Genomic DNA, 21,931 nt, shown 5'->3' on the forward strand with positions numbered 1-21,931 from the left:
AGCGTCGACGGTTGGGCGCCCGGAGGCGTCAGCGAGCCGGCGTGTCGCCGTCGTCGGCGGTTCGGCCGATGATCTTCGCTGGAAACGGCTCGCCGCGAGGTTTGCCGCGACCCTCAGGCAAGTGCGCATCCGGCGCCTCGTCTTTGCCTTGGCGCTTCGGCGCGACCAGATCGAGCAGCGCCTGCTGCTCGGCCGGAATCACATAATCCCAGCCGAAACGGCTCAACTGCAGGCTTTGCGCGATGCGCAGCGCCGGTTCCATGAAGCGCACGGCCGCGGCCGGCTCATAGCGGCTTTCGACGGTATCCAGAAAGAGATGCAGCCAGCGGCTGAAATGGCGCGGCTCGACGCCATCGAGCGGCGCATGCGCCTGCTGCACGTTGCCGCGGTATTGCTTCGCGCCCAGCACGAGACTGCCCCAGAAGGTACACATCTTCGGCAGATGATCGTCCCAGCGGCCTGTGAGCACCGCATCGAAGACCGGGCCGAGCAGGGCGTCGGCGCGCACGCGGTCATAGAATGCGTAGACCAGTTCACGGATATTCGCTTCAGTGGGCTCGGTATATCGGGAATTCGGTCGGGAATTAGGCCGGACGTCCGAAGGCGGCGTGGAATTTGAATTCATCTGATGAATGGCGCGAATTTTGATCATTCGGCGCGGACAAAGAAAGTGATAAAAAAGCGTGAAGCGAATATCTGTTTGCTAAAACGTTAAATTGTTCTACCAATCGCTCGAATAGGCGAAAATTGAAGCACAATGGCGTTCTGGTAATCGCCTAAGCTGTATTGAAAATGCATGTTATGGCGAAGTCCGATTATCGGCAACCCTTTGCCCAGCAAGGTTTTTGCCGAAAATTAATGGCGCGTCGCATTGTGCGCCTGTCACGATTGCACTCATGAGACTAACCGACTATACCGATTACGCATTGCGCGTAATGCTGTACCTCGCGGTACGAGGAGACGAATTGGCGACGATTCAGGATATTTCGGATGCCTACGGCATTTCGAAAAATCATCTGATGAAAGTCGTGCAGCGGCTCGGCGAATTAGGCTGGATCGAAACGATTCGCGGCCGGAATGGCGGATTGCGGCTTTTCGAGCAATCGCGGCAATTGAGCGTCGGCGCAGTGGTGCGCGCCACCGAGAGCGATTTCGCGCTGGTCGGCTGTTTCGCGGATGAGGGTGTCGAGCCTCGCACGTGCGTCATCGAACCGCAATGCCGTCTCAAGCATGTCTTCCACGAGGCGCGCAATGCGTTTCTCGCGGAGCTCGATCGCCACACGATCGACGAGCTGACTCAACCAGCCGCACCGCTTGCCGCGTTGCTCGGTTTTCGGCGGCCCGTGGTGCAGATCGCCGTCAACGGCGCAGCGCCGCCCGACTGAGCGAGCCACGTCGCCCCGATTTGTCGTATCTCAACGGAAGCCGCCCATCCGCGCGAAAAATCGGAAAAAAGTGCTTGAAAGACGCAGGAGACGCCTCATTTTGGTGATATTCGAAAATTGGAGGTCTCTTGATGAGAATCGACAAACTCACCACCAAATTCCAAGAGGCGCTGGCTGATGCGCAGAGCCTGGCCGTCGGCCAAGGCAATCAGTACATGGAGCCGGTCCACCTGCTGGCCGCGCTCGTCGCGCAGGAAGACGGTTCCGCGCGTTCGCTGCTCTCGCGTGCCGGCGTGCACGTGCAGGCGCTGCAAACGGCGCTGAAAGAGGCGATCTCGCGCTTGCCGCAAGTGCAGGGCACCGACGGCAACGTGCAAGTGAGCCGCGAACTGAACGGCCTTCTGAACCAGGCCGACAAGGAAGCGCAGCAGCTCAACGACACCTATATTGCGAGCGAAATGTTCCTGCTCGCTGTCGCCGACGACAAAGGCGAGGCGGGCAAGCTCGCGCGCCAATACGGCCTCACGCGCAAGGCGCTGGAGTCGGCGATCGTCGGGGTGCGAGGCGGCGCGCAAGTGCACAGCCAGGACGCCGAGAGCCAGCGCGAGGCGCTCAAGAAATACACCATCGACCTGACCGAGCGCGCCCGCGCGGGCAAGCTCGATCCGGTGATCGGCCGCGACGACGAAATCCGCCGCTCGATCCAGATCCTGCAGCGCCGCACGAAGAATAATCCGGTGCTGATCGGCGAGCCGGGCGTCGGCAAGACGGCGATCGTCGAAGGGCTCGCGCAACGCATCGTCAACGGCGAAGTGCCGGATTCGCTCAAGAGCAAGCGCGTGCTGTCGCTCGATATGGCGGGGCTGCTCGCCGGCGCGAAGTATCGCGGCGAGTTCGAGGAGCGCCTGAAAGCGGTGCTGCACGACATCGCGAAGGACGAAGGCCAGACCATCGTCTTCATCGACGAAATCCACACGATGGTCGGCGCGGGCAAGGCCGAAGGCGCGATGGATGCGGGCAACATGCTGAAGCCGGCGCTCTCGCGCGGCGAACTGCATTGCATCGGCGCGACCACGCTCGACGAGTACCGCAAGTACATCGAGAAGGACGCCGCGCTCGAGCGCCGGTTCCAGAAGGTGCTCGTGGACGAACCGTCGGTCGAGGCGACGATTGCGATTCTGCGCGGCTTGCAGGAGAAGTACGAGTTGCACCACGGCGTCGAGATCACCGACCCGGCCATCGTCGCGGCCGCCGAGCTCTCGCATCGCTACATCACCGATCGCTTCCTGCCGGACAAGGCCATCGACCTGATCGACGAAGCCGCATCGAAGATCAAGATGGAAATCGATTCGAAGCCCGAAGAGATGGACAAGCTCGACCGCCGTCTCATTCAGTTGAAGATCGAGCGCGAAGCCGTCAAGAAGGAAAAGGACGAAGCGTCGCAAAAGCGCCTGCAGCTGATCGAGGAAGAGATCGAGCGTCTGAACCGCGAGTATTCGGATCTCGAAGAGATCTGGACCGCCGAGAAAGCGACGGTGCAGGGCAGTGCGCAGCTGAAGGAAGACATCGAACGCACGCGGGCGGAAATCACGCGCCTGCAGCGCGAAGGCAAGCTCGAGAAGGTCGCCGAGTTGCAATACGGCAAGCTGCCCGAACTCGAAGCGCGTCTGAAGCAAGTGACGCAGGCCGAGGCGAGGGAGCAGAACAACCCGACCCGTCCGCGTCTGTTGCGCACGCAAGTGGGCGCCGAGGAAATCGCGGAAGTCGTGTCGCGCTCGACCGGCATTCCGGTGTCGCGAATGATGCAGGGCGAGCGCGAAAAGCTGCTGCAGATCGAAGAAAAGCTGCATGAGCGCGTGATCGGCCAGGACGAGGCGATCAACGCGGTGGCCGACGCGATCCGCCGCTCGCGCGCGGGCCTGTCCGATCCGAACCGTCCGTATGGCTCGTTCCTGTTCCTCGGGCCGACAGGCGTCGGCAAGACGGAGCTGTGCAAGGCACTTGCCTCGTTCCTGTTCGATTCGGAAGATCACCTGATCCGGATCGACATGAGCGAGTTCATGGAGAAGCACAGCGTCGCGCGCTTGATTGGCGCGCCGCCGGGCTATGTCGGCTACGAGGAAGGCGGCTATCTGACCGAGGCCGTGCGTCGCAAGCCGTACAGCGTGATCCTGCTCGACGAGGTCGAGAAGGCGCACCCGGATGTCTTCAACGTGCTGCTGCAAGTACTCGACGACGGACGCATGACCGATGGCCAGGGCCGTACCGTCGACTTCAAGAACACGGTGATCGTGATGACATCAAACCTCGGCTCGCAGGTGATTCAGCAGATGGTCGGCGAGCCGCAGGAAGCCGTGAAGGACGCGGTCTGGGAGGAAGTGAAGCTGCAGTTCCGGCCGGAGTTCTTGAACCGGATCGACGACGTCGTCGTGTTCCATTCGCTCGATCGTTCGAACATCGAATCGATTGCGAAGATCCAGCTGCAGCGTCTGCACGATCGCCTCGCGAAGCTCGACATGCAGCTCGTCGTGTCGGACGCGGCGCTCGAGCAGATCGCCAAGGTCGGCTACGACCCCCTGTTCGGCGCGCGGCCGTTGAAGCGCGCGATCCAGCAGGAGATCGAAAATCCGGTCGCGAAGCTGATTCTGGCCGGCAAGTTCGGTCCGAAGGACGTCATTCCGGTCGAGGCGGACAACGGCAAGCTCGTGTTCGAGCGGGTCGTGCACTAAGCGGTAGCGCGTCGTGCATTAGGCCGTAGTGCAGTAAAAAAACAAACACCCCGCCTTCGTGCGGGGTGTTTGCTTATGTGCGCGACAAACTCGTCTGTCGCGCGGTGGTGTGCTGCTGCAAGGCGCCGCTTGAATAGCCGACGCCGCAGCGCGCGTTCAGGCGTCCTTCTTGCCGAACAGCCCGCCCGCGAGCGATGCCAGGCCGCCGGCGCCGCCGAGCGCACCTAGCACGCTCGACACATCGAGCTGGCCGCCGGCCGGCACTTCGCCGTCAGGCGTCGCGTGATTGACGACGTGCGGCAGCACTTGCGCGAGCAGCCCGGACACTTGATCGGACGACACGCCTGCCTTCTGCGCGATGCCGGAGAGCGCGTCGGAGCCGAGCACGTTTTGCAGCGTTTCAGGCGAGATCGCCTGGTTCGCGCCGTTGCCGATCCACGAGCTGACGATGTCGCCGGCGCCTTTCTCCTGGAACTGCTGGACCAGGCCGCTCAAGCCGCCCGGCTGGTTGTTGACGAACTCCAGGGCGGCCTGGATCAGATTCTGGCTGCCTTCGGGCGACGAGTTGTTGCCTAGCAGGGACGAGACGGTGTCGAGCAAGCTCATGACGGACTCTCTTTGTGAACGGCATCGCGTGTAGTGCTTGATGCCTGTGGTGAACGGCGCCGCGCGCGAAGCGCGGCGAACGGGGGGATGCGGATGGCGGCGATCAGCCGCCCGATGCGGCAGCGGCCGATGCCGCCTTGGCCTTCTTCGACTTCTTCGATGCTTTGCCGCCCGATGCGGCCATCGGCGCGCTCGCGGCGGTGCTCGCCGAGGCCGCGGCCATCGTCGACGGCGCGGCGCTCTTCGACATGGCCTTGGCGGCCGGCGCCGAAGCGGCGGGGCTCATCGCGCCAGTGGCGCCCTTCGTGCTATTCGTGCTCTTGCTGCCGGCGCCCGTCGGCGGCACCGATGATCCGCCGATCGTCAGGCCCTCGGATTCGAGTTTCGTCACCGATTTCGTGCCGAGGCCCTTGACGCGATTCGCGAGGTCGTCGGCGTCCTTGAACGGACCGTTCTTGCTGCGCTCGTCGATGATGGCTTTCGACTTGACGGGGCCGAGTCCCTTCAAGCTTTCGAGCGTGGTTTGGTCAGCAGTGTTGACGTCGACGGATGCCGCGAACGCCGCGGACATCGTCAGGAAGCAAGCAACGCACAGCAGTAACAGCTTCTTCAGCATGGCAACGACTCCATTGAGGGCAAAGGGAAACAGCCGGGAACGGACGACACATTGCAGCAGGCGCTGCGGTTAAGCATAGGACAATTTGCGCGCCCTTTTTATGACGCGCTCAAAGTTTGCCGGGGCCGTGCGAGCGCTGTAAAGCGCATCTGACCATATCTGACGATTCATTCTGGAACTATTGATGCGGCGTTACGCGGCTGCCTTCGCGCGCGGCGGCACGCTTCGCGCTCGCGCCGCGCACTTCGAAGCGCACGGTGTCGGCGACGTTGCCGTGCGCTTCGACGAGTTCGAGCACGTGTGTCCCGGGCCACGGCAGCCACGCGACGCGCGCTGCGCTGCCGAGCGGCTTGCCGTCGAGCCGCCAGGTGCTGCGCGCGGATGAGCCCGGCGCGCGCTCGAACCACACGCGTTGGCGTGCGGGCGGGATGTCGGGGTCGAGCGCGAAGATCGTGCCGTCGGTCGGTCCGACGATTTGCGGCGCGGCGGCTTGCGCGCTGGTCGTGGCGTTCGGAGTGGCGGCGGCGTTTGCAGCCAACCCGACGAACGGCGTTTGCGTGCCGGCCATGAACCAATCGTCGCGCGCAGGTTCGAGCGCGTTCTCGAAGACGACGCGCGTCCTCACGACGCCCGGCGGCGCGGCCGGCGCGACGCTCGGCGTGTTCCGGTGCAAATAGCCGGCGATCGCCGCCCACACGGGCGACGCGCCGGAGACGCCGGACACGTCCCACATCGGCGTGCCGTCGGCATTGCCGACCCACACGCCGATCGTGTAGCGCGACGTGAAGCCGACGGTCCAGTTGTCGCGCATGTCTTTGCTGGTGCCGGTCTTCACGGCCGAGAAAAAGCGCGTCGCGAGCGGACTGTCGAAACCGAACGTGCGCGTGCGGGCGTTGTTGTCGGAGAGCACGGTCGTCACGATGAAGCTCGCGTCGCGGCTGAAGACACGGGTTTCCTTGGCTGCCGATACCGACGCCGACGTTGCCGTTTTTGCGGAGGACGCGTCGCGCGGAATATCGAACGTCGGCCGCACCACGCCATCGTTCGCGAGTGTGCGATACGCGTTGCTCAGCGTAAGCAGATTCACGTCCGCACTGCCGAGCGCGAGGCTGTAGCCGTAGTAGTCGCCTTCCTGCGTGAGCGGCAGGCCGAGCGCGGTGAGCGTCTTGGCGAAGCGGTGCGGCGTGACCATCACGAGCGTACGCACCGCCGGCACGTTCAGCGACGACCCGAGCGCCGTGCGCACGCTGACCCAGCCCTTGAAGCCCTTGTCGTAGTTCTGCGGCATGTAGAGGCCGCCGCCGGCCGCGAGGTCGAGCGGGGCGTCGTCGAGGAGCGAGGCGGTCGTCACGCGCCGCTCGTCGATCGCTTCGGCGTAGAGGAACGGCTTGAGCGTCGAGCCGGCCTGACGCAGCGCGAGCACCGCATCGACGTCGCGCGCCTTCGACAACGCGCCCGACGAGCCGACGTAGGCAAGGATGTCGCCCGTTGCATTGTCGATGACGACGGCCGCGCCATCCTGCACGTTGCGCCGATGGGCCGGCGCGTTCAATTCGATCAGCGTGCGCGTGAGGGTGTCGCGCGCGAAGCGCTGCAGGCGCGCGTCGAGTGTCGAGCGCACGCGCATGCCCGCGCTTGGGTGGACTTCGTTGGCGACGCGTCGTGCGAAGTGGGGCGCGAGGGCATCCGAATCGGTGGACGCGCTCGCGACCGTGCTCACTACAGGCAGCGCCGGACGCGCAAACGCAAGCTGCACGAAGCCATCGAGATTCGCGCAACCGCTTGCCGAATCCATGTCGCGCAGGATGCGGCAGGCGCGATCCGCCACTTTGCGATAGGGCGCGTTCGGCGCGCGGATCAACGCGGCGGCGACGGCTGATTCGCGCTCATCGAGCCCGGACGGCGCCTTGCCGAAGAGCGTCTGCGAGAGCGCCGAGAGGCCGACGGTCTCGCCGCGAAACGGCACGAGGTTCAAGTACGCTTCGAGGATCTGGTCCTTGCGCCAGGTCCGCTCGAGCCAGAGCGCGCTCGCGGCCTGCGTGGCCTTTTGCGCGATCGATCGTTGTCCAGAGCGTTTCGGATCGTCGTCGAGCAGGCCCGTGAGCTGCATCGTGACCGTCGACGCGCCGCGCGTGCGCGTATTCCACAGGTTGCCCCACGCCGCGCCAGCAACGCCACGCCAGTCCACCCCGCTGTGCGCGTAGAAGCGCTTGTCCTCGGAGACGACGATCGCCTGCCGCAGCGCGGGCGACACGTCGGCGAGCGCCACCCAGTCGCCGCGCCGCTCGCTGCGGTCGACGCGCGTGCGTTCGAGCGGCTCGCCGTCGCGTGAGAGCAGCACCCAATCGGAGCTGCGCCAGTCGCTTTTGACGATGTCGAACGTGGGCAGTGCGAGGGCGTGGAGCGGGAGCAGCGCGAGGATGACGATGGCGGCTCGGCGCAACGTGGCGCGCGCTGTCGCTCGGCGTTCGCCCAGGCGTGCCGGCGCGTCGTCACGCGCGGGCAGCCGGATAGCGAACGTCGATATCCTCATCGCAGACTCACTTCGCCGCCGGCGCCGGCTGCACGGCCAGTTGGGCATTCGGCAGCACGCCGAACGTCGAAGGCGCATAGAGCGCCTCGACGCGCGTCGGCGGCAGGCCGAACGTGCCGACGTTGTTCAGGCGCACCGTGTACTCGACCGAGAATTTGCCCTTCGGCACGTACTCGTAGTACGCGCGATAGCCGTCGAAGCCGCGCTCGACGAACGCGGGCCAGGTGTCGCCGCGCTGCTTTTCACCTTGCGTTGCCGCTTCCGAGTCGCGCCCGAGCCCCGAGCCGAGGATCGTTGCGCCGGCTGGAATCGGATCGTTGACGACGACCCAGGTCATGTCCGTCTGCGCGTCGATGTCGAGATGGACACGCACGATATCGCCGCGCGAATAGGCGCCTTTGACAGCGGGTTCGACCGGCGTGATGGTCTTCATGATCCGGTAGCCGGCGGCGAAGGGCGCTTTCAATGCGACGGCTGCGAGGCTTTCGATCGTCGCCCACGGCTTGCCGGTGCCTTCCTGCGTCAACGTGAGCGGCGCGGTGGATTGCGCCGCGGGCCATGGCAGCAATTCGCTGCGCACATTGCGGGTCCGAGTGACGGGCGATGCGTTGACGCTCGATACGGCGGATGCCGAGCTCGCGGCCTGCGCGGGCGCAGCCGCGGCCGACGTCGCCGCGCTCCAGCCGATCGTTTTCGTGACGCCATCGAGCTGAATCTTCGTCTGCCCCGTGACCGGCGTACTCTCGAACACGCGCGAGAACCGCTCGACCGCCAGCGATCCATAGACGTTGGCAGTCGTCGTCTGCCATGCGCCGCGGGTCTGCAGCGCGAGCATGCCGGCCACGAGCCGCGGCATCTCGTCTTTCCAGCCGGGGTTGTCGACGAACGCGAGCGCCATGCGCGCCGCGTTGACCTCGGGATCGGTCATGAGCCACCAGAGCGTGTCGCCGGCTTCGGTCGAGAACGTGAGGCGCGTGCCCTGGTACGTGAGCCGCGCGCGCAGGATCTGCTCGGCTTGCACGAGCTTCTCGTCGCGCTGTGGAACGTCCTTCACGCGCGAGAGGATCTGGTAGTAGTCGAGCACCGCCGAGGTTGGCCACTGGTTCGGCGCGATCTCGATCGAGCCCAGCATGCGCGCGTTGCCCGCGCCATAGCGCGACAACGCCTCGATCGCCGCGAGCTTGCGCAAGTCGAGGTCTTTGCGCGGCGCCCAGAAGTTGCGCTCGATGCGGCCTTCGACAAAGCTCGTGAGGCCCGCTTCGAGCTTGCTGCGCAAATCGTCGGGCAGGGCGAAGCGCGGATCGAGCTTCGACGCTTCGTCGGTGACGGCGAGCAGATACGCCGACAGCGTGGGGCTGCCGTGACTCGCGTCGTCGTCGCTCGGCGGGAAGTAGTTGGCGAGGCCGTCGCGGTCGAGATAGACAGGCATGCGTGCAATCACCGCCTGCCATTGCGTCGCGTCGCGCAGGCCGATCGCGCGCGAGGTCTGCTGTTCGAGGCAGCTATACGGGTAGCGCTCGAACCAGCGCGTGACGCCGGGCATGCCCTCGGACAGCTTCGGCTGCAGCGAGACCGCGATGCCGCCGCGCAGGACGCCGGCTTGCGTCGATGTCGCGTTCGCGGGTGCGGCCACCGGGATCGACAACGTGCTGTCCACCTGGGCGAGCGTGGCCTGCTGGACCGTGACGGGCACGGCGGCAGCCACGCGCTGCGAGAGCTTCACCGCATCGGCCGCATGCGTGCCGCCTTGCTCGGCGGCGTTCACGGTCCAGGTGAGCGTGGGCGTCGGGGCGTCGGCAATGCCGTCTGGCGTGGTGACAGTCCACGCGATATCCTGCGCCGCGTTGGGCGCGAGGTCGATCGTCTGCGGCGCGAGCGTCAACGGCGCGGCGTTCGGAGTCACGACGACCTTCATCGCGCGCGCCGTCGTATTGCGCACGGTGAACTGCGCGCGGAACTGATCGCCTTCGCGCACGAGCGGAGGCAAGCCCGAGATCAGCTGCAAATCCTGCGTGCTGCGGATCGATGCGCTGCCGCTGCCGAACTGGCCCGTGCCGACTGCGGCGATCGCGACGATCCTGAAGCTCGTCAGCGAATCGTTGAGCGGCACTTCGACGCTCGCCTGGCCGTTCGCATCGAGCGTCACGCGCGGGTTCCACAAGAGCAGCGTGTCGAACAGCTCGCGCGTGGCGCTATGCCCACCGCCGCCGCCCGCGGGCACCGCCTTGCGGCCGAAGTGACGGCGTCCGACGATTTCCATCTGCGCGGTCGACGTCTCCACGCCGTAGGCACGCTGTTGCAGCATCGCGTCGAGCACGTCCCAGCTTTGGTTCGGCATCAGTTCGAGCAGCGCTTCGTCGACGGCGGCCACGGCGACCTGCGTGCCGGCCGGCGCCGGCTTGCCGTCAGGCAATTGCACGCGCACGGTGATGTGCGACTTGCCGCGCACGGGGTAGGACTTGGCATCGGGCGTGACCGTCACCGCGAGCCGATGCGCCGCCGTGCCGACCTTGATCTGAGCGAGCCCATAGCGGAACGCGGGCTTCGAGAGATCGACGAGAGGCGTCGGCGCCTCGTATTGGCGGCCCTCGTACCAGAACGCGCGCACCCATTCGAGCGGCGCCTTCCAGCCCCAGGTGAAGAACGAGTACCAGGGCACTTCGTGGATGCGCCCGCGCAGCGCGAGCACCGACACGTACACGTTCGGCCCCCACGCTTCGTTGACTTTGAGCTCCACGGTCGGGTCCTTGCCGTCGAGCTGCACGACGTGCGTCTCGATGATGCCTTCGCGTTCGACCGCGACCAGCGCGGTCGCGAAACGGAACGGCATGCGCACCTGGAAGCGGGCGGTCTCGCCCGGCTCGTAGCTGGTCTTTTCCGGCAGGACGTCGATGCGGTCGGTGTTCTCGCCGCCGAACCACAACTCGTCTTCGCGTGTGACCCACACGGAGGTGCTGGCGCTCGAAGTGTGGCCGTCGCCGTCCTTCGCGACCGCGATCAGATCGATGTTGCCCGCGTCGCGCAGCTTGGCGTCGCACGACAGGAGGCCGTGGTCGTCGCTCGTGCCGCTGCACAGCGTGCCGAGATCACGCGTTTCGGTGTGGTTGTCGTAGGCATAGAAGCCGCCCACCATGCGCTTGCGCGAAGTCGTCATGATGCGCGCGACGCCGCGCACTTCGAGCGCGACGCCGGAGCGAGGCTTGCCCTGCAGATCGACGGCGAGCGCCTTGACCGGCACAGAGTTGCCGACCGACACCCAGCGTCCCGATTTGATCCCCGCGACGACGGCCGCGGGCCACAGCGTCGCGTTGCCGCTGATCGTCTGCACCTCGCCGTTCGGATCGGCGAACGTGGCTTCGAGCGCGAGGCGCTTCGGCGCATCGACGCTCGGCAGATTCTTCAGCACGAGCGCCCCCGAGCCGTTTCGATCGAGCGTGACGGGCTCCTTGTCGGCAACGAGCTTCGCCACTTCCTCGGCCGCTTGCGTGTCGCTGTCTTCGTCGGACGAAGCGTTTTCGTCGCCGGCGTTGTTGTCGTCCGCATGACGGCGGTACGGCGCGAAACTGAAATCGGGGAAACGGTCGGTGAAGGAGGGCGTAGCCGGCTTCACGAGCGCCGATACCTGCACCGGCAGATTCGATGCCGGGCCGCCGGAGACATAGTCGATTTGCACCGAAACGGGCGCTTCCTTCGCGGCGACGAGCGGGCTCGTTTTCTCGTTACGCACGGCAATCGTGCCTTTGAAAACCGGCAGGCGGAATTCTTCGACGCGGAAGCTCCCGCTGTCGTAACTCACGCGCGGGGAATCGCCGGCGTCGCTGTTGTCGCTGTCGCCGCTATTGTCGTCACCGCCTTGACTATCGCCGCTCGCACCCGCGTCGCCGTTGTCAAGCGACACGCTGTACTCGCCGAGCTTCGCCGATGTCGGAATCGTGAACGTCGAATCCGCCGTGTGATCGGCGGCCCAGGTGAGCGGCAGATGATAGGTCTGGCCAGTGCCGAGGTGGCGGATCGTGACGCGCGTCGGATACTGCTTCGGAAACGCGAAGCCCTGCAGCGTCTGGATGCGGATCATGTGCTTCATCGACACCGTTTCGCCCGCGCGCAACAGCGTCCGGTCGAACACGGTATGCGCACGCACGGTTTGTTCGGTGCTGAGATCGGTCGGCACGTTGAAGCGCCACGATTCGATGCCGCGATTCCAGTCCGATTGGACGAAGGCCATGTCCGGACCGGTCTTCGGATCGTCGATGCGCGCCGAGACGAAGAAGCCGTTGAAGCGATCGTCGTCGCAGCGGCGCTTGGCTTCGAGCGGGCCATCGATGGTCAGGAGGCCGCGCGCATCGGTCTTGCCCGAGGCGATCTCGTCGCCGTCGCAATCGGACACGTGCACATTCGCGTTCGGCACGGGCTGCCCTTTGTCGAGCGTCGTGACCCACACGACGCTGTTCTCGCGCCCTTGCTTGAAATGCACGCCGAGGTTCGTGACGAGCACCGCCGTGCGCACGTACATCGGCGCCGGCTTGCCGAGCAGCGATGCGCCGAGCGCGGGCGACGCCAGCTCGATCACATAGAAGCCGGGCTTGCCGACCGGCACGCCGACGACTTCGAACGGCCGCAGCGTCTTCGGATCGGCTTTCGGCAAGTTCAGCGTTTCGACGCCCTTTTGCCCGGCAAGCAGCGACAGCGAACGGACATCGATGAGCGGATCTTTGCGGCTGGCGCTATCGGCTTGCGTATCGGTCTGTGCGTCATCGGACGAACCTCGCGGCGGCGGCACGATCACCGCGTTGGGGTTGCGCGCGAGCAAGCCCGGCAGGAGCTTGTCGATCGACGACTTGCTCATGCCGTATTCGTCGAAGCGCTCGACAAGCTGCATCCAACGGCGGATATCACTGTCTGCGCCGACTTGCAGTTTCGTGAACTGCGCGCTGCCCGCGTTGAGGCCGGCGATGTGCAGATCGGCTTCGACGTTGCGCAGCGTGACAGGCACGAGCGGCGGCATATCGGGCTCGGCGTAACGCTCGATGATGCCGAACGTCGACGACGAAAACTTCGCGAGCGGCGGCATCGGAGCAGTGCGCGTTTTGAGCGGGAAGAGGTCGGCGTTCGAGAGCGATCGACCGCTCGCGTCTTTGAGCGACTTGGGCACGTCGATCGTGAGTTCCGCGTTCTCGGGCAACGGCGCCGCGAATTCGACGATGGCGGTTTCCGCGTCTTTGTCGTCGGGCGCGAAAGTCGGCGCGATCGCGCCGCTCGGGCCTTGCACGCGGATGGTTTCGGCATCGGCGCGCTTGATCGGCGCGTTGAATTGCAGGCGGATCGGTCGCAGCGGCGTGCACGGCGCCTTCGCGTTTTCGCGCTCGCACGAAAAGCTCGCGGCGAACGGCTCGCGCACCGTGTAGTCGAAGCGCCGCTCGACATCGTTCGCGATGCCACTCGGGCTCGCGACCCCCTTGCCATAGACGAGCTGCATCTTCGCGCTCGAAGGCAGCGTCTGCTGGCAAGCAAGCGTCAGCACGCGCGCGCTTTCTTTCTTGAGGCGGAAGTGATCGAGGAGCGCGTTGCGCGTCGCGGCGTCGGCGTACTGCACAGGGATGCGATTGCCAAGGCCGTTCGATTCGCACCAGACATGCTCGCGCACCGATGCCTCGGTCGCCGGACCATTGAGCTTCACGACAAAGACCTGGTGCTCTTCGATTTCCCCGCCGCCCGGCATGACGTCGGTGGGGAACGGGCCGCCGGTTTCGAACGTGAACCGCCGCGTGCCCGTCACCGCGTTGCCGGCGCTGGACTTCAGCCCGCCATTCAAGTCGATCGTGCAGCGCACGCCCGGCGGGAGGTCGTTCGTGAAGTCGTAGGCCCAGGTCTTTTCGTCGATCCAGCGGCCTTGGCCGCTCGTCGCGGCGGCATCGTTGCAATGAAGCTGCGCGGGGTTGGGCAGATCGGGCGCGCCGAACGGCACCATCGCTTCATCGAATTTGACGACGGCCTGCCGCACCTGCGCGACCTTGCCTTGCGGGGACACGCTGATGGTGCGCGCCGCGTCGGCTCGCCACGCGGTCAGGCTGACGATACCGATGACCGCAGCCGTCGCGACGGCCCATATGCCTTGTTGTTTTGCTTTGCCGTTTCGCATCGACCGCGCTCCTGATGGCTTTCAGAGTGCTGGCGATTCTACCTGAGGGTCGTAAGCGGTTGTAAGCAAAACGGTGCCCAAGCATGACAAGCATGGACGCTTGACTTAGAGTGCACTCGAACTCCTAACCTTGGTGCTGTCATGTCAAACGCACTCACGATCGGCCAGATGGCCACGGCCACCGGCGTCTCGACGCACACGCTGCGCTACTACGAACAGGCGGGCCTGATCCGGGCCGTCGCGCGGACGGAGGCGGGGCACCGCCTCTATTCGGGCGCCGATCGCGACTGGCTGGTGATGCTGATGCGGCTGAAAGCGACCGGCATGCCGATCGCCGGGATGCAAGCGTTCGCGGAGCTGCGTGCGCGCGGCAATGCGACGGTGGGCGAGCGGCGCGAGATGCTGGCCGCGCATCGCGACGCGGTGCTGGCGCAGATCGAGCAGTTGCAGACGAACCTCGCGGCGATCGACGAGAAGATCGTGCACTACGCGACGCTCGAAGCGGACATGACAGGTAAGCATGAAAACCCCTCTCAACCTGCCAAGGACACGCCATGGAAAATACCAACGCACAAGCTGACCGCTACGCACGAGGATGGAACAAGCTGAAGGAGATCGACGGCGAGGCCGGTCAGCGCGTCGTCGATGCGCTCGCACCGATCGCGCCGGATTTCGCGCGTCTTCTGATCGAGTTTCCGTTCGGCGATATCTACAGCCGGCCGCAGCTCGACTTGAAAGCGCGCGAGATCGCGACGATCGCAGCGCTGGCCGCGCTCGGCAACGCGCAACCGCAGTTGAAGGTGCACATCGAAGGGGCGCTGAACGTCGGCTGCTCGCGTGAGGAGATCGTCGAGGTGTTCATTCAGATGGCGGTCTACGCCGGGTTCCCGGCGGCGGTGAACGCGCTCTTCGCGGCGCGCGAAGTGTTCGAGCAGCGGGACGCGCTCGAGGCTGCTTGACGCGTGCTTAGCGCGAGGCGGGACGCGCTGAGTACGGCTGTGTTGCGCTCAGACGGCGTCCGTCGATGCCGTCCGAGCGACGGCATGGAGGTGCCGCGAACTCACGTGGCGCCAATACAGGAACAGCCCGCCACCCGCGACCGCGAGGCTCGCGGCATTGGCTGACCAGAAGCCGCGCGCGCCGGTGAGCCATGCCGGTGCGAGGCCGCCGATGTCGAAGCCGAGCCAGTAGCCGCCGCCGAGCCCGACGCCCCACAGCGCGACCGCATAGATGACGGTCGGCACGATGACAACCTTGTACGCGCGCAGCACGAACGCCGTGCTGACCTGCAGCGCGTCGAACAGGTGATAGACGGTCACGATCAGGACGAGCGGCATCGCTGCCGCCGCGACGTTCGCATTCGGCGTATAGCCGGCGATGATCAAAGGCCGCAGCACCGCCACGGCGAAACCGAAACAGCACGCGATCGAGCACGCCATCATGATGCCGTGCCGCGAGAGCGTGCGCGCCGCTTCGGGCTTGCCGGCGCCGAGCGCCTGCGCGACGAGCGTCGAAGCGGCGATGCCGATCGACAGCGGCGTCATGTACAGCACGGCTCCGATGTTGCCCGCGATCTGATGCCCGGCGAGCGTCGTCGTGCCGAAGCGCGCGATAAAGAGCGCCATGAACGTATAGGACGTCACTTCGATCAGATACGACAGACCCATCGGCAAGCCGAGCTTGAGCAGCTCGACCTGACGCCGCCAGACCGGCCAGCAAAAGCGCGAGAAGATCGCGAACGGTTGGAACACGTCGAGCTTGGCGAGGAGGGCGAGGCCGGTCGCGGCGAGCGCCCAGTTGATCGCGATGCTCGCGAGCGCGCAGCCCGGGCCGCCCAGCGCCGGCACGCCGAGCCCGCCGAAGATGAACCACGTATTGAGCGGAATCTTGACGATGAGCGCCGCGACTTGCAGAAACATCACGAGCCGCGGCTTGCCGACCGCGTTCGTGAGCGAGTTGTAGACGCGAAACACAAGCGCGGCCGGCAAGCCGAACGCGAGGATGCGCAAATACGCGACCGTGCGATCGTGCAGCGCTTCCGGCGCCCGTGCGATGCGCAATAGCGGCTCGGGCGAAAACAGAAACCAGAAGCCGACGACCGCGAGCGCCGCCGCGAGCCAGAGCGCTTGCCGGACTTCCTCGCCGATCTCCGGCTCGCGCTGCGCGCCGAAGAGCTGCGCCGCCACCGGCTGCAGCGCGACGAGAATGCCGGTCAGGCCGATATACACCGAGATATAGATCGAGGCGCCGAGCCCCAGCGCGGCGAGATCGGTCGCGGAGTAGCGGCCGACCATCGCCGTATCGATCACGCCGAACGCGATGATCGCAAGCTGCCCGATCAGCACCGGCCAGGCGAGGCTCGTGATTTTTCGCACATCGGCGAACATGGCCCTAGCCCTTTGGTTGGCGATAGATGCGGCGCTTGACGGTGGGCGGAGGCTTCGGACGGTCGACGCGCACATACAGACGGAAGCGCTCGTCGCGGTCGGCCGCGCGGCGGCCTTCCCAGACCAGCTTCCACACGTAGCTCAGCATCGGGCTTGGCGCGCTGAAGTCCTGCGAATCCTGGCGCAAGATCACGTCGCAGTCGTCGGTGAACGAGAACTGCATGTCGCCGAAGTACGCGAAGGTGGCGATCTGCGCGTCGCCCAAGCGGATCGGCGAGATGCACGTGTAATCGTCGGGCAGGTGCGCGGCGATTTGCTGCGCGACGTCGCGATAGGTCCGGCTGTAGTTGACCATCGGCAGCCACAGCGTCATCAGCAGCACCCACATCAGCGTCGTGCCGGCGCTCGATAGCACCACGCTGCGCCAGAGCACCTTCGGATGCCGCGCGAGACGCCAGCGCACGAGCGCGAACCAGCTCAGCGTCACGACGACCGCGCAGACGAAGCTGATTGCGCTGAATTGCCCGACATACCCCGGCACGATCCGTGAGAGATTGCGGGCGAGTTGATGCGGCGTGCCCGTCAAGCTCGCGAGCCACACGAGCCAGACGAACGTGCCGAGGATCGTGAAGGAGAGGAGCGCGAACCAGTCGATCGCATTGATGGCGCCGCGCTTCAACGTGGGCAGCGCGAAGGCCGCCAGCGTCGCGAGCGGTGGCAACAGCAGCATGTAGAGGAGGTTGCTCTGATGGCTTTGCAGCACGACCAGCACGAGCAGCGGCGCGATCACGAGCAGCGGAATCGCGATGTGCGGCTTGCGGCGCAGGCCGCCCCAGCTGAACCACGCCCAGATCGCGAGCGGCCAGGCGGGCCACGTGAAGAGCGGCAGGTTCTTCAGCGCGTAGATCAGCACATAGCCCGGCGGCGCGGAAAAGCGGTTGAAGCTGCCGTTCGCCCATTGATTGAGGAACCACGCGGCGTCCTCGCGATACGTGAGCAGCGCGGCCACCGGCCATGAGATCGCGAGCGCGACCGCAAGCGGCAGGCCGATCAGCGGCCGCCAGACCGAACGCACTTCGGGAACGATGACGACCATCGCGATCGTGCCGACGAGCAACGCGGCGACGACGAGCGGATTGCTCGCCATCGCGATCAGCCCGAGCGCGAGCCCCCACCACAGCGCGCCTTGCACGGGCTTGTCGATGCCGCGCACGAGCCCGTAGACGAGCATGCCGATGCAGACGAACTGCGCGAGCTGCGGCGTCGTTTCATGGCCGCGCTCGGCCAAGCCGAAGCACGCGAGCAGGATCAAGAGCGCGCCGTCGGCGAGCGTGCGGCCGTAGTCGCGCGGCTCGGGCTCGCCGCCGAACGCATACTTGAACGGCTGCACCTCGGCGCGGCGGCCGAGCAGATAGGCCGTGTACCAGACGAACGCACAGGCTGCGCAAAAGAGCAGGCCGGTGAACAGACGCGACGCGTTGCTCGCATCGACCCATGGGCTGAGTGCGCGGATCGACGCCGCGCCGAGCCAGTAGCCGAGCGGGCCGTTGTCGGTGATGTACTTGCCCACGAGATTCGGCAGCAGCCAGTCGTGCGTGCCGCCGTTGGCCATCGTCCACATCACGCCGAAACCCGCCGCATCCTCGTTTTTCCATGGATCACGGCCGAAGAGACCGAACGCCGCATAGACGATGGTCAGCGTGAGCAGGAGCCAGCGCGGCAGCGCGCGGGTGGCGGAAGCGGTGAGGCGGACAACGGGTCTCATGCAGATTGAGCGGATATCGGTGAGCGGATCATCCCGCTTAGGCGTGACGCCAGCGGGCTTTTTTGAGCATCCGGCATTGTAGACGGGGCGGACGCCGCGGGACAGCGCACCTTACAGGCGGCAACGATATGTCGCGATTGGGAATGAGCTGAAAGTTTTGGAAACAGCTTGGTGGCCCCGTGCGTGGCCAGCCCGCCGACGGCCAAGCGCACGCGACAAAAAAGGGCAGCCGAAGCTGCCCTTTCTCGTTTGTGCCGGCTTGCCGTCGACTGAGTGCCGACGCCCGATCCGGGGGTATTACTTCGCTGCCTTGGCGCCAGCGCGCATACCGAACTTCTTGTTGAACTTCTCGACACGGCCGGCCGTGTCCATGATCTTTTGCTGACCCGTGTAGAACGGATGCGATTCCGACGACACTTCGATCTTCGCGAGCGGGTAGGTCTTGCCGTTGAACTCGGCGGTTTCCTTCGTCTGGATGGTCGAGCGCGTCACGAACTTGAAGTCGATCGACAAATCGACGAACAGGACTTCGCGGTAATTCGGGTGAATGCCTTCTTTCATGGTCTTTCCTTTAGTCTGGCGGTAGCCAACCCGCTGCGGTCGTCCGCATTGCCTCGGACGTTCCCAGGCGCGAGCCACTTGCCTAAGGTCGAAAAACGGCGATTATGCCAGAAAATCAGTCGGTTGACGAATTTTTGGCGGCCGTGGCTATGGCGCCCCCGGCCGTTTCGCCACCCGCGCCTGCCAGCACGCCGGTGCGGGCCGGATCCTGCCGGTAATAGCGCGCGAGCAGCCGGTACAACTCCGGGTATTCGGCTTCGAAAGCGCGCGGCTTCACGAACAGGGCCTCCGTGCATACGGCAAAAAATTCCGATGGATGGTCGGCCGCATAGGGATCGATCAGCGATTCGCGCTCGAAGCGCGCCCAGCGCCGCTCGGGGACAGCGTCCACGCGCGCGCAGAACTGGTCGTAGGCGTGATCGAACACGTCGGCCCAGTTAGCGGCGTCGAGGGGAGCGTGCCAGCGCCGGAAGAGCGGCGGGTGGCCGTCGGTTTCGCCCGTCAGCATATCGATCTTGTGCGCGAATTCGTGGATGACGACGTTGTAGGCGTCCTGGCCGTCGGTCATCTGCGCATCCTCCCAGGAGAGGATCACCGGGCCGCCTTCCCATGCCTCGCCGCTCGCATCGTGCTCGACTTCGTGCACGACGCCGTCCTCGTCCTCGACGGTCTTGCGGATGATGAACTCGCCCGGATACACGATTACGCCGACCCAGCCGCGGTACAAGTCGAGGCTCAGATTCAGCACCGGCAGGCATGCCTGCACGGCGATTGCGACGGTCATCGCGTCGGTCAGTTCGAGCTCGTGCGCGGTGGAGAACTCTTTTTGCGCGATGAAGAGGCTCGTCAAGTCGCGCAGGCGGATGACGTCGGCCGCATCGAGGTGCGCGAGAAACGGCAGGCCGTCGAGCGTCGCCTGCCAGACGTCGTCGGCGATCGCGTGCTCGCGCAGCGCGCGGTCGCGCCGCCGGTTATCGAACCACTGAGTGAATTTGGAAAGCATCGTCGGAGAGGGTGCGGTGCGCGCGGCAATCGGGCGCACCGCATCGCATGAATCAGTCGGTGAAGGAAACGTAACTCAATCGATCTGCTTTTGCCACGCCGCAAATATACCGCCGCAAACCGCCACGCCGATCAGGAATTGAAAACCGTCGAGCGAGCTTAGGAAGCTTGCCTGCTGCGAGACCAGCTTGCTCACTTCGACGAGCGCGAGCGAATGCGCCGCGCCGAGCGTGTGGCCCGCGGCGGCGAAGCCGTCGGTGAGCGCGGCGATGGCGTTCTGGAACTCCGGGTTATACGGGTTCGCAGCTTCGGCGAGCCGAGTCTGGTGCAGCGCTTGCCGATGCTGCTCGACGATGATGACAAGCGCCGTCGCAAAGGAGATCGTCAGTTGCCGCACGATGTTCTTGAGACGGTAGCCGTGCGTAAACTCTTCGATCGCGAAGATGCTGAACGTCACGTTGGCGACCGGCAGCACGATGAACAACAACAGCAGGCCGCGCAACAGCAACGGCACGATCAGCGCGCTCTGGCCGACGTCGGGCGTGAGGCGCGTCATCATGAACGCGGCCAGTGCCGCGACCGCGAAGCCTGGCACGACGACCCATTTTTTGTGCGTCACGAACTTCGCGTAGCGCAGATAGACGAAGAGGGCGGTCGCCGAAATCAACGACGTGATGCCGACGATTCGTCCTGCGTTTTCGACGGGATAGTCGAGACCCTGCTCGAGAAAGCGCGACACCAGGTAGCTGAAGGCGGTGGTCTCGAAGTAATAAAACATATAGAGGGCGAGCCCGACGCGGAATGTCTTTTCGCGCAGCGCATGCAGGCGCACGAGAGGCGCCGGGTGATGCCATTGATGGTAGGCGAACCAGACGAGCGCGGCGATGCCGGCCGCGGTCAGCCCGATCAGCAGCGGCGAGCCGCTAAAGAGCTGGAACCGCACCTGTTGCATGACGATCTGCAGCGCGCCCTGAGCGAACGCGAAGACGAGGTAGGGCCAGAAGTGGAGGCTGCCACGTGCTACCGGCTCGACGTCGCCTGAATTGGGCAGCGTGAGGAGAGCGAGCGCGGCGAACACGACGGCGGCGGGCGCCGTGCATGCGAACACCATGCGCCAGTCGAAGTGCGACACGAGCAGGCCGCCGATAAGCGGAGCAAGCGCCGTGCTCGACACGATCAACGTCAGGAAGGCCCGCGTCGCTTTCGGGCGTTCCTTCGGGGCGAAAGAGAGCTGGATCAAGATGCGGCAGGTGCCCATCATCGGTCCGATGAAGTAGCCCTGAAAGCCGCGCACGAAGGCGAGTTCGAGCGACGACTCAGAGGCCGCGGCCGCCATCGCTCCGGCCGCGTATAGCAACATGCAGCCCGCGACGTAGCGTCGATAGCCGAACCGCTCGACCCACCATTGCTGCTGCAGGATGCCAAGCACGGCCGCCACGGCATACGCGCTCGACGACCATACGAGTTCGTCGGGCGACGCATTGATGCCGCCCGCGATGTAGCTCGTAAAGAAGGAAAAGATCGAGTTGTCGAAATAGTCGAGGCCCGTAACGAGGGCGAGCACCCACGGAAATGCGTCGCCGCGCAGACGCTCGGAGAAGAGGGCTGGTGGGCTGCTGGTAGCGGTGCTCATGAACGGCGGCCCCGCGCCGGCGCTTTTGTCGGCGGCGTATCGCCGCGTTTCTTGCTGGCGGCTTGTGCGCGGCGCTCTTCGATCAATGCGTCGGCGTTCTCGCCGGCGAGACGCCGCTCGATGTAGTCGAGATCGCGGCCGAGTTCGGACTTGAGCGCCCGGGCTTCCTTCAATTCGCGCTGCACGCTTTCGATGCGCGCGTCCAGTGCCTGCACTTGTTCGGCCAGTCCGTCGCGAATCTGCTGTAAAGAGTCCGTGGAATAGCGTTTGCGCCCGCCCTCGACGGATTCGAGCGGACGCTTGAGCATTTCGATGATCCCGTTGAGCGAGAACCCAAGCGAACGCAATCGCAGGATACGTCCGAAGCGTTCGAGATCCTGATCGTCGTAAAGCCGATAGCGTCCCTCGCTGCGCGAGGGCGTGACGAGCCCGCGCTCCTCGTAGTACTTGAGTGTTCGAGGCGTCACGCCAAGCCGCTCGGCGGCGTCTCGAACGGTCATTAGGGCGGCGGATTCCTTGGTCATGGAAGGCTTGCGGGGTGTTGATCGAATGAGCGAAGTATAGCAAAACGTGAA

The 21,931-nt window shown here is 65.2% G+C and carries 15 protein-coding genes; 4 read left to right on the plus strand and 11 right to left on the minus strand.

Features of this window, described 5'->3' with window-relative positions; translation table 11 throughout:
• Positions 1–28: 28 nt before the first annotated feature.
• Positions 29–625 (minus strand): group III truncated hemoglobin, encoded by a 597-nt coding sequence (locus AAHK20_RS22460; RefSeq protein ID WP_449183706.1) that lies wholly within the window; start codon positions 623–625, stop codon positions 29–31.
• 271 nt (positions 626–896) lie between these two features.
• Here AAHK20_RS22460 and AAHK20_RS22465 point away from each other — a divergent pair, with 271 nt between their 5' ends.
• Positions 897–1,385 carry an Rrf2 family transcriptional regulator gene (locus tag AAHK20_RS22465; RefSeq protein ID WP_449183707.1) on the plus strand — a complete coding sequence of 163 codons (489 nt, stop codon included), beginning with the start codon at positions 897–899 and terminating at the stop codon, positions 1,383–1,385.
• Positions 1,386–1,516: 131 nt separating this feature from the next.
• Positions 1,517–4,114: an ATP-dependent chaperone ClpB gene (clpB, locus tag AAHK20_RS22470; RefSeq protein ID WP_449183708.1), complete on the plus strand. Its 2,598-nt coding sequence runs from the start codon at positions 1,517–1,519 to the stop codon at positions 4,112–4,114.
• Positions 4,115–4,270: 156 nt separating this feature from the next.
• On the opposite strand, the gene AAHK20_RS22475 is transcribed toward clpB, so the two are convergent.
• The 4 genes from AAHK20_RS22475 to AAHK20_RS22490 form a co-directional block, all read right to left on the minus strand.
• Positions 4,271–4,720, minus strand: a complete 450-nt coding sequence (locus AAHK20_RS22475) for a YidB family protein (protein ID WP_449183709.1) — start codon at positions 4,718–4,720, stop codon at positions 4,271–4,273.
• Between the two features lie 103 nt (positions 4,721–4,823).
• On the minus strand, positions 4,824–5,336 hold the full coding sequence (locus AAHK20_RS22480) for a ComEA family DNA-binding protein (protein WP_449183710.1): 513 nt from the start codon (positions 5,334–5,336) through the stop codon (positions 4,824–4,826).
• 178 nt (positions 5,337–5,514) lie between these two features.
• Positions 5,515–7,869, minus strand: coding sequence for a penicillin-binding protein 1C (gene pbpC / locus AAHK20_RS22485; protein WP_449183711.1), 2,355 nt, complete (start codon positions 7,867–7,869; stop codon positions 5,515–5,517).
• A gap of 7 nt (positions 7,870–7,876) precedes the next feature.
• Positions 7,877–14,008 carry an alpha-2-macroglobulin family protein gene (locus AAHK20_RS22490; protein ID WP_449183712.1) on the minus strand — a complete coding sequence of 2,044 codons (6,132 nt, stop codon included), beginning with the start codon at positions 14,006–14,008 and terminating at the stop codon, positions 7,877–7,879.
• A gap of 141 nt (positions 14,009–14,149) precedes the next feature.
• On the opposite strand from AAHK20_RS22490, the gene AAHK20_RS22495 reads away from it, so the two are divergent.
• On the plus strand, positions 14,150–14,617 hold the full coding sequence (locus AAHK20_RS22495; protein ID WP_449183713.1) for a MerR family transcriptional regulator: 468 nt from the start codon (positions 14,150–14,152) through the stop codon (positions 14,615–14,617).
• On the plus strand, positions 14,563–14,967 hold the full coding sequence (locus AAHK20_RS22500; protein WP_449183714.1) for a carboxymuconolactone decarboxylase family protein: 405 nt from the start codon (positions 14,563–14,565) through the stop codon (positions 14,965–14,967). Before AAHK20_RS22495 ends, AAHK20_RS22500 begins: the two co-directional genes overlap by 55 nt.
• Before the next feature lie 48 nt (positions 14,968–15,015).
• Here AAHK20_RS22500 and AAHK20_RS22505 read toward each other — a convergent pair whose 3' ends face one another.
• From AAHK20_RS22505 to AAHK20_RS22530, 6 genes are all read right to left on the minus strand, one after another.
• Entirely contained in the window at positions 15,016–16,395 is a 1,380-nt protein-coding gene (locus AAHK20_RS22505) for an MATE family efflux transporter (RefSeq protein ID WP_449183715.1), read from the minus strand.
• A 4-nt stretch (positions 16,396–16,399) separates the two neighbouring features.
• Entirely contained in the window at positions 16,400–18,160 is a 1,761-nt protein-coding gene (locus tag AAHK20_RS22510) for an ArnT family glycosyltransferase (RefSeq protein WP_449183716.1), read from the minus strand.
• A 297-nt stretch (positions 18,161–18,457) separates the two neighbouring features.
• Positions 18,458–18,721, minus strand: coding sequence for a type B 50S ribosomal protein L31 (locus AAHK20_RS22515; RefSeq protein WP_449183717.1), 264 nt, complete (start codon positions 18,719–18,721; stop codon positions 18,458–18,460).
• Positions 18,722–18,836: 115 nt separating this feature from the next.
• A complete protein-coding gene (locus AAHK20_RS22520; RefSeq protein ID WP_449183718.1) occupies positions 18,837–19,724 on the minus strand; it encodes a M90 family metallopeptidase in 888 nt (295 codons plus the stop codon).
• A gap of 75 nt (positions 19,725–19,799) precedes the next feature.
• Positions 19,800–21,356, minus strand: coding sequence for an MFS transporter (locus AAHK20_RS22525; RefSeq protein ID WP_449183719.1), 1,557 nt, complete (start codon positions 21,354–21,356; stop codon positions 19,800–19,802).
• Positions 21,353–21,880 (minus strand): MerR family transcriptional regulator, encoded by a 528-nt coding sequence (locus tag AAHK20_RS22530; RefSeq protein ID WP_449183720.1) that lies wholly within the window; start codon positions 21,878–21,880, stop codon positions 21,353–21,355. The genes AAHK20_RS22525 and AAHK20_RS22530 overlap by 4 nt, the downstream gene beginning before the upstream one ends.
• Positions 21,881–21,931: the final 51 nt, after the last annotated feature.

The sequence above is a fragment of the Trinickia camelliae genome, assembly GCF_053525655.1.

Excerpts from the sequence above, each read along its gene's own strand:
- AAHK20_RS22460 (WP_449183706.1), bottom strand. The coding sequence starts at position 625 with ATGAATTCAAATTCCACGCCGCCTTCGGACGTCCGGCCTAATTCCCGA.
- AAHK20_RS22465 (WP_449183707.1), top strand. The coding sequence starts at position 897 with ATGAGACTAACCGACTATACCGATTACGCATTGCGCGTAATGCTGTAC.
- clpB (WP_449183708.1), top strand. The coding sequence starts at position 1,517 with ATGAGAATCGACAAACTCACCACCAAATTCCAAGAGGCGCTGGCTGAT.
- AAHK20_RS22475 (WP_449183709.1), bottom strand. The coding sequence starts at position 4,720 with ATGAGCTTGCTCGACACCGTCTCGTCCCTGCTAGGCAACAACTCGTCG.
- AAHK20_RS22480 (WP_449183710.1), bottom strand. The coding sequence starts at position 5,336 with ATGCTGAAGAAGCTGTTACTGCTGTGCGTTGCTTGCTTCCTGACGATG.
- pbpC (WP_449183711.1), bottom strand. The coding sequence starts at position 7,869 with ATGAGGATATCGACGTTCGCTATCCGGCTGCCCGCGCGTGACGACGCG.
- AAHK20_RS22490 (WP_449183712.1), bottom strand. The coding sequence starts at position 14,008 with ATGCGAAACGGCAAAGCAAAACAACAAGGCATATGGGCCGTCGCGACG.
- AAHK20_RS22495 (WP_449183713.1), top strand. The coding sequence starts at position 14,150 with ATGTCAAACGCACTCACGATCGGCCAGATGGCCACGGCCACCGGCGTC.
- AAHK20_RS22500 (WP_449183714.1), top strand. The coding sequence starts at position 14,563 with ATGGAAAATACCAACGCACAAGCTGACCGCTACGCACGAGGATGGAAC.
- AAHK20_RS22505 (WP_449183715.1), bottom strand. The coding sequence starts at position 16,395 with ATGTTCGCCGATGTGCGAAAAATCACGAGCCTCGCCTGGCCGGTGCTG.
- AAHK20_RS22510 (WP_449183716.1), bottom strand. The coding sequence starts at position 18,160 with ATGAGACCCGTTGTCCGCCTCACCGCTTCCGCCACCCGCGCGCTGCCG.
- AAHK20_RS22515 (WP_449183717.1), bottom strand. The coding sequence starts at position 18,721 with ATGAAAGAAGGCATTCACCCGAATTACCGCGAAGTCCTGTTCGTCGAT.
- AAHK20_RS22520 (WP_449183718.1), bottom strand. The coding sequence starts at position 19,724 with ATGCTTTCCAAATTCACTCAGTGGTTCGATAACCGGCGGCGCGACCGC.
- AAHK20_RS22525 (WP_449183719.1), bottom strand. The coding sequence starts at position 21,356 with ATGAGCACCGCTACCAGCAGCCCACCAGCCCTCTTCTCCGAGCGTCTG.
- AAHK20_RS22530 (WP_449183720.1), bottom strand. The coding sequence starts at position 21,880 with ATGACCAAGGAATCCGCCGCCCTAATGACCGTTCGAGACGCCGCCGAG.